Source organism: Pseudomonas sp. GW821-FHT02H06, from assembly GCF_059421525.1.
In genome coordinates this window covers 134,336-149,884 of the sequence record NZ_JBWKVD010000012.1, presented here as the reverse complement: position 1 = coordinate 149,884, position 15,549 = coordinate 134,336, and the positions used below count along the sequence as shown (strand labels likewise).

Sequence of the window (15,549 nt, the reverse complement as noted above, 5' to 3'; positions counted from 1 at the left end):
CCGGTCCCACTAAAAGCACCGTGCATCCCGGTAGGACTGGCTTTAGCCGGGAAAGCGTCAGTGGTCACGCTGCAAATGTGTGGGTGCTCATGCCGGCCTCTTCCCGGCTGAAGCCGGTCCCACTAAAAGCACCGTGCATCCCGGTAGGACTGGCTTTAGCCGGGAAAGCGTCAGTGGTCACGCTGCAAATGTTTGGGTGCTCATGCCGGCCTCTCCCCGGCTGAAGCCGGTCCCACTAAAAGCCCGGTGCATCCTGGTAGGACTGGCTTTAGCCGGGAAAGCGTCAGGCGTCACGCCGCAAATGTAAGCCCCGTCACGCACCTGGCAACGGACTTGCCACCGGCACTCTGTAATCGGCAACCCGCTCGACATGGTCCAACACCAGCCAGTGTCCATTGCCCAGTTGCCAGTCGAAAAAGTCCGAGAAATCCCGGTTCACCAGCGCCCGAATGGTTTTCGCTACAAAGCCGTGGCCTACCAGCAGAAGATCCCCGGACGCAGGCAAGCTGATCAGGGCAATCAAACCCTCGTGGACGCGCGTGACCACTTCAGCAATCGACTCCCCTCCTGCCGGCCCGCTGTCCCACTGGCGCGTGATGTTGCGCTGCCACACCTCCGGATGGCGCGCCTGCGCTTCGGCTTGGGTCAGGCCCTCGAACACGCCGACATCCCTCTCGCGAAACGCCGGAATCACCTGCAAGGGCAGGTTCAATCGGTAGTTAAGAATGTCGGCAGTCTGCCGGGCGCGCTGCAAGGGCGAGGTGACGATGCGGCGGATCGAGTCCGGCCATTCCAGACGCAACGCCGCCGCCTGTTCGCGACCGGTCGCAGTCAGGCCGGGATCGAGGGCGCCGAGGTAACGGTGCTCGGCGTTGGCCTGGGTCTGGCCATGACGTACGACGTATAAGCGCATGCAATGTCTCTAGTCGATGGCGGCAGATTCCGATGATGGCCCGCCGGATGGCAGGCCTGCGTGACCGGATCAGAAGCGGTAAGAAACACCCGTGGTCACGTTGATCGGATCACCGACGTAGAAGTTGGCCGAGTCCTGCCCTCGTGCGTCGTAGGCCGTATTGGACGCCGTGGCATAGCGCTCGTTGGTCAGGTTGCGGGCATCGACGAACACCTCCCATTTCCGGCCTGGCGCTTCATACCCTACTTTCGCCCCCCACAGCGTATAGGAAGGCGCATGCAACGAATTGGCGAAATCGACGTAGTAGCTGGAAGCAGAACGCGCGTTGACTTCGGCATAGAAACCGCTGGCCTGCCGATATTCGAGTGCGGCCTGGTAGACCTGACGCGGCAGACCCGGCAGCTCGTTGTCGCCGAAAGTCGCGTCATTGCGGTAATGGAAATCGTTGTACGTGAACGCCTGACGCAAGGTCAGGGTGTCACCCTGTCCTTCCCACAACAACGCGTTCAGACCGGCCTCGATGCCTTGATGAATCGTGCCGCTGCCGTTTGAGGTGGCGATCAACGGGTCCTGCGTCGCGGTGGCCTGACGCACCACCACCGACAGCAACTCCTTCTGCACCCACGAGCGATACAGCGTCAGGCTGCCGTCGAAAATCCCGTGCGCTCCTCGAATGCCCAGCTCAACCGTGTTGGCCTTCTGCGGCCGAACGTCCTGGATGTAGGGCGTCCCGGTGCTGCCCAGTTGCCAGGTCACGGGTGGGTCAATGGAACGGCTGACGTTGCCGAACAGCTCGAATTCGGGGGAGATTTTGTAGCGCAGGCCAATACGCGGCGCGAGGTCATGCTCTTGGTATTCGACGCCGTTGGGAAACGCGGTGGTATTGACCCCGGTGGTGTATTCGATTTCCGCCTTGCGCTTGATGTCGATGAACGACAGCCCGGTCGACAGCCAGAGGTCATCTGTCAACTGCAGCTCGTTGCCCAGCGAGAAAACCGTGTCACGCGAGCCGGTATAGTTCGCTTCCTGCTGTTTGGTCCCGGTCGCCTTGCTGTGGGATTTGACGTCGGCGAGGTACGCCTGGGTGGTGCTGAAGGTGGCGGTGCTGTCGCTGTTCAAACCCAGAAAAGTGTCGCCTGTGCGCAGGTATTGCAAGGTCAGGTTGATGTCCTTCGAGCGCCAGTCCTGGGGCGTCGCCGAGTAGCGCCAGCCGTTATAGAGCGGGTAATCGTTGTAGCCCAGGCCGACTTCCAGCTTGGCATTGTCGTCGAAGGTGTAAGTGGTTTTGCTGCCAAGCAGTGTCGTGCCGTCCTTCTTGCGACCGAATGGCACGGCGTTGCTTTTCGGGTCGTGTTTGATCTGGTACTTCGTCAGCGTGTTGCCCTGGCTGAGGGTCTCCTCTCGATAACGCAGGAAGAACCGGGTTTCCAGCTTGGGATTGAACACATAACCGAAGTTGGCGACGATGCCCTGCCCTTTATTCGCCGTGTCGTCCTGATAACCATCACGCTCGTTATGTTGCAGGCTGACGTAATAATCAGCGTTACCTTCTACGCCGCCGGTGCTTAATACCTGCTTGCGATAGCCATAACTTCCGGCTTCGAAGCGCGCGTAACTGCCGGGGTCGGTGCGGCCGGTCTTGCTGACGAAGTTGATCGCCCCGCCCAGCGATAACGCCGAATAGTTAAAGGCGTTGGCGCCGTATAACACTTCCGTGTGGTCAACACCGGCCATGTCGAGCATGTCTTCCTGAGTACCGCCGGGGCCGGTCAGCGGCAGGCCGTCGAACAGAAACTTGATGCCCAGCACATAGCCTTGATAGAAGGTGTTCAGTCCTGACCCTCGGATAGAGATCTTGTTGGCCGCTGACCCGCTGGTGGCCTGGGCGAATACACCGGGCTGCAAGGCCAGTACATCTTCGGCGTTGGAAGCGCGGCCTTTTTCAATCTCGTGGTTATCGATGACGGCCGTCTTGCCGGGTACGTTCGCCAGTTGCTGCTCCGCCTTCTGCGCTTCGCTTGCCGCCGCGCCGGTCACCGTCACGGTCGCCAGTCGCGGGTCTTGGGAACCCTCGGCGTCACCCTCAGTGGCGAACAATGGTCCGTGGACCAGCATTAACAGGACGCCCAGACTGGACGCCGTTGCCAAGGGATCGAAGCGCCGAGCGCGCGTATTAAAAGAGTGCTGTGTCAAAACAAGAGTCTCCGCAGTTAAATGTCAGTGGGAGCATCTATTCGTATAGTCGCGCTCGGCAGTGACTTTGCAGAGTTCATGCCACGTGTTATTGGCCCTGTTTATCCGGCGTTTACTATCTAAAACGTTGGGCAGGCGACACTTTGCTGCAACTCTGTCGGGTGACCAACACTTGCCAGGCATATAAAGGTGTTGCACCCCTGTTTATGACTTCCCCCCGAAAAAACCCTATAACCGGATGAAAGCGCCTCATAACCTCTACTGTTTCTGACGCAACACCTGATCGACAAAACAATGCTGATGGCACAACAGCAATTGTCGTGCAACGCTCTAGACCGGTCATTTTGCGGCGGATGGACACTTGGTATGGCTCTTGCTCCCTGAACTAAGCCGGTGCACGTGGCACCGGCATCAACAGGATCAAGGAACTTCGGTTCCGCATTGTTACGTTAAACAGCTGGGAGTTAATCAATGGCCAATGCCCAATCCGCCAACGCACTGAATGTGCTGTGGCGCCAGGCGCCGGGCGGGGAGTTGCTCGACCTGGGCCGGGTTTACCGAGGCCCTTTGGCGCTGTCGCGTCTGCAGACCACGCCCCGGCAGATATTGACCCGTCGCGAAGCAGTGCTGCTGGGCGTCTTCGCCCTGGTGTTGCACGCTGCGGTGATCTATTGGATCAATAGTTCGCCCGCCGCCACCCTGCCCGTGGTCCCGCCGGAAATCCCGCCGATGACCATCGAGTTTTCACAGCCTGCCCCTCCGGTTGTCGAGACGCCACCGCCACCGCCCCAGCCCGTCGCGCAACCCGTGGAGGAGCCTCCGCCCCCGGTAGAAGACGAACTGGCCGTGAAACCGCCGCCGCCCAAGCCCGTCCCGAAACCCAAGGCCAAGCCGGTCGCCAAGCCCGTTCCCAAACCTGTCGCCAAACCGGCGGAGCAGCCACCTGCACCGCCGACTCCACCGCAACCGGTCGCCGCGCCCGCACCGCCTGCGCCACCCGCGCCTGCACCGGTCACACCGGCTTCGGCCAATGCCGGTTACCTGCACAACCCTGCGCCGGAATACCCGGCCCTGGCCATGCGCCGCAACTGGGAAGGCACCGTATTACTGCGCGTCCACGTGCTGGGCAGCGGTAAACCGAGTGAGATCCAGGTGCAAAAAAGCAGCGGTCATGAGCAACTTGACGATGCCGCTCAGGCGGCCGTGAAACGCTGGAGTTTCGTCCCGGCCAAACGGGGCAATGACCCCATCGACGGCTGGGTCAGCGTGCCCATCGACTTCAAGATCAGGTGATCGACCATCTGGTCGCAACATCGCGGGCTACCTGACAAAAGGCGCATCGCTTAACCCCTTTTTGCCTTGCTTATTTGCCTTGTTGGAGCCGCACATGAACCTTATCGCCTCACCTTTCGATTCCATTGAACACGCCGTCATCTGGGTGCTGATCCTCTTCTCCGTCGCCACCTGGAGCCTAGCCCTGCTCAAGGGCCTGCAGTTTGCTCGCCTCAAGGCGCAGGACCGGAAATTCCACAAGCAATTCTGGGCAGCCTCGAGCCTGGACTCGGCCGCTGAGCTCGCGCACACCCGGCCGGGTGCCGCCGCCCGCGTCGCCCTGGCCGGTTACGCGGCGATTCAAGTGCCGGAAGGTGGCCACGCCGCTGATTTGAGCCAGGCGATCAACCATCAGGATCGACTCGAACGCGCCCTGCGTCAGCAAATCGTGCGCGAGCGGCGGTCGCTTGAAACCGGCCTGGCCATCCTCGCCAGTATCGGCAGCACATCGCCTTTCATCGGCCTGTTTGGGACGGTGTGGGGGATCATGTCAGCGCTCAAAGGCATCAGTGCGGCAGGGTCGGCCAGCCTTGAAACCGTGGCCGGTCCGATTGGCGCCGCACTGGTGGCCACCGGCGTCGGTATCGCCGTCGCCGTACCGGCGGTGCTGGTTTACAACTATTACCTGCGTCGCCTGAAGCTGACCGCCGCTGACCTGGACGACTTTGCCCACGACTTCTACAGCCTGGCGCAGAAGCATTCGTTCCGCGTGTTGCTGCATCCGGTGCTGAACAAATCGGGCGCCGCGGCTGGCACAACGGCTGCCGGCCAGAAAGTGAAGGAGGCGTCCTGAGATGGCTTTTTCCACACAAGACAATGACGAAGTGCTGAGCGAAATCAACGTCACGCCGCTGGTGGACGTGATGCTGGTGCTGTTGGTGGTATTCATCGTGACGGCGCCGCTGTTGACCAATTCCATCCCGATCAACCTGCCGAAAACCGAAGCGGTGGCGCCGGTGGAGCAAAAGGACCCGCTGGTGGTGAGCATCGACGACAAGGGCAAGCTGTTCATCAACAAGGACGAGATTCAGGCGGATCTGCTGGAAAGCAACCTCAGGGCGGCCAAGGACAAGAACGCCGACGTGCGCGTGCAGTTGCAGGCCGACAACGGCGTGAATTACGGCGAAGTGGCGCGGGCAATGGCCTCGATCGAGAAGGCCGGGATCACCAAGCTTTCGGTGATTACGGCTAAATGACTGTTTAGAAGATCAAGAGCGTCTGCCTGGGGGCAGACGTTTCGCCTTCGGCGAGTTACTTTTAAAAAGCACTAAAAGTAACCAAAAGTGCCTGCTCTCGGTTTGGCCCGACTTCGTCGGGTTCCCTCACTCCGACGACGCTCCGTGGGCCCGCGCCGAACGGACATCCATGTCCTGACGGCGCTCTCGCGGCATCCATGCCGCTCGGCCCACTCCGCGTCGTCTGCGTTCGGCCTGCACCAAAGTCGCGATTGGCGTCGTCTGGGCTTTGTGCGTATGAAGATCAAAGGCAGATCAAGGGCGGGTCAAGCGCCAAGGACTTGTGGGAGTGAGCTTGCTCACGAAGGGGTCGGTACATCCAACACATATCTGGTGTTTGAGATAAAGCATTCGCGAGCAAGCTCGCTCCCACAGGATGGGTGTGAGATCAGCAAAATTGTTGGCGCCTGAGCTGGCCTCTTCCCGGCTAAAGCCGGTCCCACTAGCAGCAGCGCATGCATCCAGTGGGATTGGCTCCGACCGTAGGACCGGCTTCAGCCGTTGCCGTTGCCGTTGCTTTTGATCTTCCTCCACAAAAAGTCCAGACGACACGAATCGCGACTTGGGTGCAGGCTGAACGCAGGTCTCGCTCCGTGGGCCGAGCCGCATGGATGCGGCGAGAGCGCCGTCAGGACATGGATGTCCGTTCGGCGCGGGCCCACGGAGCGAGACCGGAGTGAAGGAACCCTGACGAAGGAAGGGCCCAACCAGGAGCACAAGCCCTTGGTTACTTGGGGCTTTATCAAGTAACTCGCCGAAGGCGAAACAGTCTGCCCCCAGGCAGACGCTCTTGATCTTAAAGATCTGGATCTTGATCTTGATCTCGCGTTTACCGCCTTTAAAACAACCCGGACGTCGGCGGCGGTGTCCCCTTGAGCTGCCAGGCCCCCACCGCCGCCGCCTTCCACTGCCGCGGATTGTGATTGGACACCGTGCGCGCGTTGCGCCAGTGACGATCCAGATTGTGCGCCCGCCCCGTCGTCGAAGCACCGCCTACATCGAACACCAGCTCTGCAGCTTTCAAGGCTGACTCGGCAGCCATGTACTGCGCCTGAGCCACATCAACGGCGGCTTGATCCACCGCCACCGCGTCCAGCTCGGCGGCCCACGCCCGGTCGATCGAGGCGGCGGCGTGCAATACCACCGCTTCCGCCGTAAAGGCGCGGGCCGCAATGTCGCCGACGCTCAGCTCGACGTAAGGATCATCCACCGAGCGCGTTGCCGTGCTGTGCTTGATCGGCCGTGCGTGGTCCCGGGCGAAACTCACCGCGTCGTTCAAGGCATTGCGCGCGATGCCGGCGTTGACCGCCGCCAGGAACACCTGCAGAAACGGCGTAACGATGGTGCGTTTGCCCTCCTCCACCGTGCGGGTGCGAATCTCCTCCGCCTTGACCTGCACATCGTGCAAATGCGTGGTGCCACTGGCCGTCAGGCGTTGGCCCATGGCGTCGAAGTCATCGACCAACTCCAGGCCCTGACGGTCGCGAGGCAGGATGAATGACACCGGCTGATCGTTCTCATCCAGCGCCACCGCGCTGACCCAGTCGGCGTACAGCGAACCGGTGCTGTAATACTTGCTGCCGCTCGCCCGGTAATCGTCGCCATCGCGGACGATACGCGCGCTGATCGCGCCGTTGACGCCGCCCACTTCCCAGCCGGCATTGCCCACCACCGCGCCCTGCAGGTAGCGGGCAAACCAGCGCTCGCGCTCAGCCTCGGCGTCTTCAGCCCGGGAGGCCAGCAGGCCTTCGACGAAGCCGAATCCGGGGCGCAACGCCTGGGCCACGTTGGAATCAGCGGACGCGATGCGGATCAGCAGCGCGATGACTTCCCTGACCGTCGCCCCGGCGCCACCGAAGCGCACGGGAATGCGCGCAGTGAACACACCAGCCTTGGCAATCTGCGCGACGGCCTCATAGGGCAATTGCCGATCACGTTCGCGCCGGGCCGCCCCTGCGGCGATGTCCGGCAGCAGGCGGTCCAGTCGCGCGTTGAGTTCTGCGACGGTGACGACCGCAGGTTTGGGTACAGCAGACAACGTACTCATGGCAGATCCTTGTTCTGAATTCGAACCTAAATGGCGATTTTCCACAGCCGGGATTCATCAAACAGCAGCACCGCGCTTTCCGGTTCCAGCGGCGGCACCACCAGTGTGGCGCCGGTACCGGGCAGACGCGGAACCGCACCCAGCAGGCGTCGGGTGTATTCGTGTCGGGGGCTGTCGAAGAGCGTCTCGACCGGCGCGCGCTCCACCACCTGGCCGTGACGCATGACCAGCACTTCATCGCTGACGTGGCGAATCACCCCCAGATCATGGGAAATGAATAGATACGCCAGGCCCAGCGACGCCTGAAGATCCGCCAGCAGATCGAGCACCTGGGCCTGGACGGACACGTCCAGCGCCGAGACAGGCTCGTCGCAGATGATCACTTTCGGGTTGCTGGCGATGGCCCGGGCGATGGCCACGCGCTGACGCTGTCCGCCGGACAACTGCAACGGCCGACGGCTCGACAGCTCAACCGGAAGACGAACTTCATGAAGCAGCTGGGCAATCCGCGCGCGCTGTTGCTCGAACGGCATGCCGGCCACATCCAGGGCGTCGGCGAGAATCTGGCCGACGCTCCAGCGCGGGTCGAACGAGCTGAGGGGGTCTTGATAAATCACGCTGATGTCGCGCCGATGCAGGCGCCGGGTTTTCTCCTCGACGCGCCCGCTGCCCGCCCCCGTCCACGGCACATTGAGAAACTGCACCGCGCCGGCATCGGGCTCCAACAGGCCCAGCACAATGCGCGCCACAGTGGTCTTGCCGGAACCGGACTCGCCGACGATGCCTAGGGTGCGGCCCGCACGCAGCTCGAAGCTGACGCCATCGACGACCTGCCGCACCTGTTGATCGGGGCCGACGTAGCGCTTGCCCAGCCCGGTAGCCTTGAGCAACACCGGAGAATCCACCCCCGCCCGAGCCTGCAGCGCTGACGCACCCTGCCCCGACCCACCCTGCGCCGATGAAAGCCGCGTCCCGCGCGCATGTTCGGCGGGCACGGCATCCAGCAATGAGCGGGTGTAGGCATGACGCGGGTTGCGCAGCACTTGCTCCATCGGCCCCTGCTCGACCACTTCGCCGTGGCGCAGCACCAGCACCTCATCGGCCAGTTGCGCAACCACGGCCAGGTCATGGCTGATGATCAACAGCGAGTCGCCGCGTTGGCGGATATGTTGCAGGACGTCGAGGATCTGCGCCTGCACCGTGGCGTCCAGCGCGGTGGTCGGCTCGTCGGCAATCACCAGTCCGGGATTCATCGCCAAGGCACTGGCAATCAGCGCGCGCTGACGTAATCCTCCGGAAAGCTGGTCAGGCCGCTGCCGTGCGCGCAGCCGTGGCTCGGGCACGCCGACGGTCTCCAGCAATTCGATAACCCGCTCGCCCCGGCTGACGCGATCGCCCCAGCCATGGGTCTGCAGCACTTCGAGAATCTCCTTGCCCACCGGGCGCAACGGGTCCAGGGACACCAGCGCATCCTGCAGCACGAAACCGATTTCCCGGCCGCGCAAGTCACGCCATCCGCGCTCCGACAGCGCCAGCAGATCACGTCCGGCATAACTCAGCCGGCGCGCCGTGACCCGCGCGCCCTCGCCCGCCAGGCCGATCAGGCTGCGCGCCGTCACGCTCTTGCCCGAGCCGGATTCGCCGACCAGCGCGAGAGTCTTGCCCGGTTCCAGGGTGAACGACAGATCACGCACCACCGACTGCCCGGCGAATTCGATGGACAGGCCTTCGACGATCAAACGTTTCGGCTCGCTCATGACAGTCGGCCCTCCAGACGTTGTTGCAGGTAACGACCGGCGACCGTGGTCGACAGCGTGGTGAGGACGATGAACAAGCCGGGGAAAAACGTCAGCCACCACGCGTTGGCGATAAAGTCGCGGCCCATCGACAACATGGTTCCCCATTCCGGCGCCGGTGGACGCGCGCCGAGGCCGAGGAAGCTCAGCGCCGACGCCCAGACGATGGCCTGACCGACGCCCATGGTCAGGGTCACGATCAGCGGCCGCATGGCGTTGGGCAATAGTTGCCGGGTGATGATGCGCAGTGGTGGATGGCCGAGGGCCTTCGCCGATTCGATATAGCCGGCATTGCGCACCGCCAGCACCTGGCCGCGGACCATGCGCGCATAACCGGGGGCGCCGCCCAGACCGGTGGCAACGATGAGCGGGCCGATGCCGCTGCCAACAATCGCCACGAACAGCAGCGCCAGAATCAGACTGGGAAAGGCAAACAGCACTTCAAGCACCCAGCCCACGGCGCGGTCGACCCGTGCGCCACCCAATCCGCCGAGCAGGCCGAGAACGATGGCGATGCTCATGGCAATGACGGTCGCTGCCAGGCCGATGAACAGCGACTGGCGCGTGCCGTAGATCACTCGGGAAAAAATGTCCCGCCCTGACTGGTCGGTGCCGAACCAGTGCGCCCAGCCCGGTGGATGAAACGCATCGCGCGGCACGATCGCCAGCGGATCGCTGTGGGCGAACCACTGTGGCGCCAGGGCGGCGAGGATGACCAGCAGCAAAAAGGCCAGGGCCAGCGACGGGCCGATTCGCCAGGTGCGCGGCGTGCGCTGGACCCGGATCGCGGGCAGCGGCGTGTCGAGAATCAGGTCGCTCATCACGGGTTCTCCTGTTGGCGAGGGTCGACCCATTGGTAAAGCAGGTCGACCAGAATGTTGGCCAGCACATAACCGGCGGCCACCACCAGGCTGATGCCGATGGTCAGCGGCAGGTCCTGGGCTTGCACGGCCTGGTACAACTGACGTCCGAGGCCCTTGCGGGAGAAGATCACCTCGATCACCACGGCGCCGCTGATCAGCGCGCCGATGGCCCAGCCTGACAGCGAGATGCCCGGCAGCACGGCATGACGCAGCGCGTGTTTGAAGCGCACGTTGAAGTCGCTCAGCCCGCGGGTTCTGGCGGTCAACACGAAGGGTTGTTCAAGGGTCAGGTCCAGGGATTCGCGGGTGACCTGGGCGATGAAACCGGCCAGCGGAATCGCCAATGCGAAAGACGGCAGCACCAGTGTCCGCCAGCCGTCACTGCCCGCCGGCGGAAACAGCCGCAAGCCAAACGCGAACACGGCCAGCAGCAGAATCCCCAGCCAGAAATGCGGCAGCGCGGCGGATACCGTTTCTGCCAGCGACGCGAGGGTGCTAACCCAGCGGCGGCGCCCGGCGGTGAGCACCGTCAACGCCAGCACCAGCAGCCACGCCAGCGCCAGGGAGGTGAAGGTCAGTTCCAGCGTCGGCCAGGATTGCTCGGCGAGCACGCGGGTCACCGGCAGATGCTGGGAATAGGACATCCCCAGATCACCTTGCACCAGCCGCCCGAGGTACAGCGCGTATTGCACGGCCAGCGGTTTATCCAGGCCGTATTCGCGGGTGGCCTCGGCGATGGTTTCGGCGGTCGGGTTGCCACTCGGTCCACCGAGGATCGCCAGCACCGGATCGCCGGGCATCAGGCGCAAGGCGAAGAAGGTCAATGTCGCGACCGCCCACAGCACCAGAATCCCGCCCGCCAGGCGCCACAACGCGCGCTTGCCCAGCCGCTGCAATCGCTCGCGTCGCGGGTTCGCGGACGGCGTCTGAGGGGCGGCCTCAGGGTTGTTGTCCAGCGCGTTGGTCAGCCCGTTGCTCGACGCTGTATTGGTCATTTGTTCACCCATGCGTCATAGAGGTAAGTCACCGCCAGCGAGGTTTCCAGCCGCACGCCCTGGGTGGTTTTGTAGATGCCCAGTCGAGTGCTCTGCGGGTACGTGGTCAGTTGCAGGTATTGGCGGGAGGCAATCTGTTGCGCCTTGTAATACAGCGCCCGCCGCTGCTCGGCGTCCTGGGTGGCGAGGGCCTGCTGCACCAGCGAGTCGAACGCCGGGTCGCTGAAGCCGGCGGTGTTCTGGTGGTAGCCACCCACCCCTGCGGGACGAATGAACTCGCTGCCGAAGATGATGCGCAGTACGTCGGCGGTGTTGGTGTTCCAGTAGCCGAGGCGAATGTCGTAGTCCCAATCGGCCTGGCGCTTGGTCGCCTGCACGTCGCTCATCTGATCGATGATCAGCTCGAAGCCGGCTTGCCGCGTGGTCGCCTGGACCTGTTCCCATAGGGTGTATTCGGAGGGTGGCGTGCGGTTGCCCATGACCACGTGAACTTGCAGGCGCTTGCCCTCCTTCGTCCGATAGCCGTCGCTGTCCCGTTGGGTCCAGCCGGCCTGATCGAGCAGTTGTGCAGCCCTGGCAGGGTCATAATCCTGGGCGTGCTGGAAGTCCGGGCTGTAGAAGCGGGTGGCCGGGCTCAAGGGTCCGCCTGCGCGAGGGAATTCATTGAAGTACACACTTTTCAGGGCGCCATCGATGTCGGCGCTGCGCACGAACGCTTCGCGCACCTTGAGGTCGTTGAACGGCGCGCGGGTGATGTTCAGCGTGCCGTTGGTGGGGTTGCCGGGGCGCTGGGCGATGATCAGTTGCAGGTCGGGATTGCGTCGGGCCGCTTCATGGGATTCCGGGGGCAGCGCCTCGATGACGTCAACTTCACCGGCCTGCAGCGAGGCGAAGCGCACCGAGGGCTCCTGGATGAATTTCCAGACCACGCGGTCCAGCCAGGCCGGGCCCTGATGTTTGGCGGTGGGCGGCGCCCAGTTGTAGTCGGGGTTGCGCACCAGTTCGACCTGGCTCTGGCGGTCCCAGCGAACGATTTTGAAGGGGCCGCTGCCGACCGGGCTTTCGCAGTTGGTGTCACGGGGGCGCTGAAGGGCCGTCGGGGATTCGATGCCGAGGAAGCCCTGTGCGAGCACTTCGAGGAAGGCGGCATAGGGCGTCGCGAGGTGGACGACGGCGGTGTCGGCGTCGATCACGTCGGTGCTGCGGTATTGGCGAATGTAGCCGCCCGCTGTACTGGACTGGGTTTTGGGATTGGCCATGTGGTCGAGGTTGGCTTTGACCGCGGCTGCGTTGAACGGGGTGCCGTCGGTAAAGTGCACGTCGTTGCGCAGGTGGAAGGTGTAGGTCAGGCCGTCGTCGGAGATTTCCCAGCTTTTCGCAAGCCAGGGGCCGATGCGGCCTTCGGCGTCCATGGAGACGAGTGAGTCGAGGTACTGTTGGCCGATGAACACTTGGGGCATGTCGCCGGCGACGTGGGGGTCGAGGCAGGTCGGTTCGCGGTCGGTGGCATAGACGAGTGTGCCGCCTTTGACGGGTTGTTCGCTGCGGGTGACGGTGGAGGTGCTTTGTCCGCAGCCGAGCATGAGGCTGCAGAGGGTGGCCACGCCGAGGATGGCGGTGGGTTGGGTCCACGACCGGGGCCGAGGGTCGGGCAGTCGCAATGTGGGGGCGCGTTCTCGCATGGGTCCTGATGCCTTTGGTCCGGGATCAGGGTCATTGCACAAGGCATGCCGGGTTTTTCCAGCGGTAAATGCGGTGTGTCAGGCGGGTTTCGGGTTGCTGGCGGGGCAATTTGTGTGGCGGGTGTTGGTGGGGCAACAGCTCGGCTCTTTTTTTGGCTGCGCCGCGAGATCGAGATCAAGATCAAGGGCGTCGGCCTAACGGCCTCGATTTCGCCTTCGGCGAGTTACTTGGAAAAGCACCCCAAGTAACCAAGGGTGCTTGCTCCTGGTTGGGTTCCTCCTTCGTCGGAATACCCTCACTCCGACGACGCTCCGTGGGCCCGCGCCGAACGGACATCCATGTCCTGACGGCGCTCTCGCCGCATCCATGCGGCTCGGCCCACTGCGCGTCGTCTGCGTTCGGCCTGCACCCAAGTCGCGATTGGCGTCGCTTGGACTTTTTGTGTACGCAGATCAAAAGCAGATCAACGGCTTCCCGGCTGAAGCCGGTCCCACTGACTGTACGCGTGCTTTCGTAGGACTGGCTTTAGCCGGGAAGAGGCCAGTTCAGGCGCCGGTATTTTTCGGGACGCAGCGCTGCTTTTGTGGGAGCGAGCTTTGATCGTACCCACGCTCTGCGTGGGCATGCATCCCGGGATGCTCCGCGTCCATTCCCGGCTGAAGCCGGTCCCACTGACTGTACGCGTGCTTTTGTAGGACTGGCTTTAGCCAGGAAGAGGCCAGTTCAGGCGCCGGTATTTTTCGGGACGCAGCGCTGCTTTTGTGGGAGCGAGCTTGCTCGCGAATGCGGTATCCGATTCACTCGGGTCGCGCATGGAACGGTCACCCCGGAAACCGCAACGGCTTCGCCGGGTGACTCAATGCGGCCGGGTCGCGGTAGCGGGCGCCGAAGTGGTCGTTGGGCAGGCGTGACTGCCCCGCGCCGAAGAGGCGTTCGCGCAGGGTTTCGCCTTCGGTGTAGGACTCACGGAAACGACCCCGGCGGCGCAATTCCGGGATGACCAGTTCGATGAAGTCGCGGGCCGTTTCAAAGGACAGGTACTGGCGCAAGTTGATGCCGTCGATGCCATCGACGTCGAGCCATTTTTCGATTTCGTCAGCGACCACCGTCGGTGTGCCAGCCACAAAGAAGCGTTCGCGGTTGAAACCTTCCAGCTGACCGAGTACGTCACCCACCCGCAGGTGGGGTTTGAAGCGGGATAGGCTTTGCCAGCCTTTGACCTCGCGTTCGATCAGCTCGCTGATCAGCGTGTCGCGCGGGTACGCGGTGAGGTCCACTGCCATTTGTGCATGGGCCAGTGACGCCTCGACGCTCATTAATTTGCGGTAGTCGTCGAGCTTCTGGCTGACCTCCGCATCGGTGCGGCCCACGATTACGCCGGCCATGACGATGAATTTCAGGCCGGCGGGATCACGCTCGTGAGCAAGGGCTTTTTGGCGCATGGCCTCGATATTCCCGCGCACCGCCGCCGTGTCCATGCCGCCGGTGAACACCACTTCAGCATGCCGCCCGGCGAACTCCATGCCTGCTGGCGAACCGGTGGCCTGGTACAGCACCGGTGTGCGCTGTCGCGACGGCTGACAGAGATGCGGGCCGGCGACTTTGAAATGCTCCCCGACGTGATCGATGTAGCGCACTTTGCTCGGGTCGGTGTAGATCCGCCGCTCACGGTCCTGGATCACCGAGTCGTCGTCCCAGGAGCCCTCCCAGAGTTTGTACAGCACGTCCAGGTACTCGTCGGCGATCTCGTAGCGGTGGTCGTGAACCACTTCCGTGTCGTGGCCGAAGTTGCGCGCGGCATTGGGCAGGTAGGAGGTGACGATGTTCCAGCCCACCCGCCCCTTGGTCAGATGGTCGAGGGTGCTCATGCGCCGGGCGAAGGCGAATGGCGGCTCGTAGGTGGTGGAAAACGTCGCACCGAATCCGAGGTTTTTGGTCACGGCGGCCATGGCCGGAATCACCAGCAGCGGGTCGTTGCTGGGGATCTGCATGGCTTCGCGCAACGCCGTTTCCGGACCGTCACGAAACGCATCGTACGTGCCGATCACGTCCGCCAGAAACACCCCGTCGAAGGTGCCGTATTCCAGCAACTGGGCGAGCTCCGTCCAGTAGTCCAGATCATTGAAGCGGTGCCGGTTGTTGTCCGGGTGCACCCATAAACCGTGGACGATGTGGCTGACGCAGTTCATTTCGAACAGATTGACATGCAGTTGCTTGGGCACTGCGCTGACTCCTTTATTCATACGCTGCTCATCCGGCGCTTGCCTCGTTTTGCGGACCTTTGATACCGCGTGTTCCCTGTGTGCAATGCAGCGAACATGCCACGGCTGATCTGCGGGTGAGGCCTTGGAAAAAGGTCATTTAATACCGGGCCATAACGGCGCCGGACATGCGAGTCTGTCTGCCCAGCCACAGACTGTTTAACCGCTGTTGAATAGTCGTTCCCGGCTAGAGTGGAAAAATCGGCCGGACGTGACGGTGTATCAGGGGAT

General features: G+C 62.9%; 11 protein-coding genes. 3 read left to right on the top strand and 8 right to left on the bottom strand.

The genetic code is table 11. The features are described from left to right. Positions 1–313 precede the first annotated feature (313 nt). Together AC07VF_RS19400 and AC07VF_RS19395 are read right to left on the bottom strand one after the other, a co-directional pair. Entirely contained in the window at positions 314–913 is a 600-nt protein-coding gene (locus AC07VF_RS19400) for a histidine phosphatase family protein (RefSeq protein ID WP_495010125.1), read from the bottom strand. A 69-nt stretch (positions 914–982) separates the two neighbouring features. Further along, the gene (locus AC07VF_RS19395) at positions 983–3,028 is read right to left on the bottom strand and encodes a TonB-dependent receptor family protein (protein ID WP_495010124.1); all 2,046 of its coding nucleotides are present in this window, start codon (positions 3,026–3,028) and stop codon (positions 983–985) included. Between the two features lie 549 nt (positions 3,029–3,577). Here AC07VF_RS19395 and AC07VF_RS19390 point away from each other — a divergent pair. From AC07VF_RS19390 to AC07VF_RS19380, 3 genes are all read left to right on the top strand, one after another. Continuing rightward, positions 3,578–4,399 (top strand): energy transducer TonB, encoded by an 822-nt coding sequence (locus AC07VF_RS19390; protein WP_495010123.1) that lies wholly within the window; start codon positions 3,578–3,580, stop codon positions 4,397–4,399. A gap of 94 nt (positions 4,400–4,493) precedes the next feature. After that, complete coding sequence (locus tag AC07VF_RS19385) at positions 4,494–5,231, top strand: MotA/TolQ/ExbB proton channel family protein (protein ID WP_282372983.1); 738 nt, start codon at positions 4,494–4,496, stop codon at positions 5,229–5,231. Between the two features lies 1 nt (position 5,232). After that, positions 5,233–5,634, top strand: coding sequence for an ExbD/TolR family protein (locus AC07VF_RS19380; RefSeq protein ID WP_192173631.1), 402 nt, complete (start codon positions 5,233–5,235; stop codon positions 5,632–5,634). Positions 5,635–6,511: 877 nt separating this feature from the next. On the opposite strand, the gene AC07VF_RS19375 is transcribed toward AC07VF_RS19380, so the two are convergent. From AC07VF_RS19375 to AC07VF_RS19350, 6 genes are all read right to left on the bottom strand, one after another. Then, positions 6,512–7,720, bottom strand: coding sequence for an acyl-CoA dehydrogenase family protein (locus AC07VF_RS19375; RefSeq protein ID WP_192173630.1), 1,209 nt, complete (start codon positions 7,718–7,720; stop codon positions 6,512–6,514). A 26-nt stretch (positions 7,721–7,746) separates the two neighbouring features. Continuing rightward, positions 7,747–9,477 carry a dipeptide ABC transporter ATP-binding protein gene (locus AC07VF_RS19370; protein ID WP_192173629.1) on the bottom strand — a complete coding sequence of 577 codons (1,731 nt, stop codon included), beginning with the start codon at positions 9,475–9,477 and terminating at the stop codon, positions 7,747–7,749. Further along, on the bottom strand, positions 9,474–10,337 hold the full coding sequence (locus AC07VF_RS19365; protein ID WP_495008036.1) for an ABC transporter permease: 864 nt from the start codon (positions 10,335–10,337) through the stop codon (positions 9,474–9,476). The genes AC07VF_RS19370 and AC07VF_RS19365 overlap by 4 nt, the downstream gene beginning before the upstream one ends. Then, positions 10,337–11,374 (bottom strand): ABC transporter permease, encoded by a 1,038-nt coding sequence (locus AC07VF_RS19360; protein WP_244655980.1) that lies wholly within the window; start codon positions 11,372–11,374, stop codon positions 10,337–10,339. Before AC07VF_RS19360 ends, AC07VF_RS19365 begins: the two co-directional genes overlap by 1 nt. Further along, positions 11,371–13,056 carry an ABC transporter substrate-binding protein gene (locus tag AC07VF_RS19355; protein ID WP_192173627.1) on the bottom strand — a complete coding sequence of 562 codons (1,686 nt, stop codon included), beginning with the start codon at positions 13,054–13,056 and terminating at the stop codon, positions 11,371–11,373. Before AC07VF_RS19355 ends, AC07VF_RS19360 begins: the two co-directional genes overlap by 4 nt. An 822-nt stretch (positions 13,057–13,878) precedes the next feature. Beyond that, positions 13,879–15,279 (bottom strand): LLM class flavin-dependent oxidoreductase, encoded by a 1,401-nt coding sequence (locus AC07VF_RS19350; RefSeq protein WP_282373620.1) that lies wholly within the window; start codon positions 15,277–15,279, stop codon positions 13,879–13,881. Positions 15,280–15,549 lie beyond the last annotated feature (270 nt).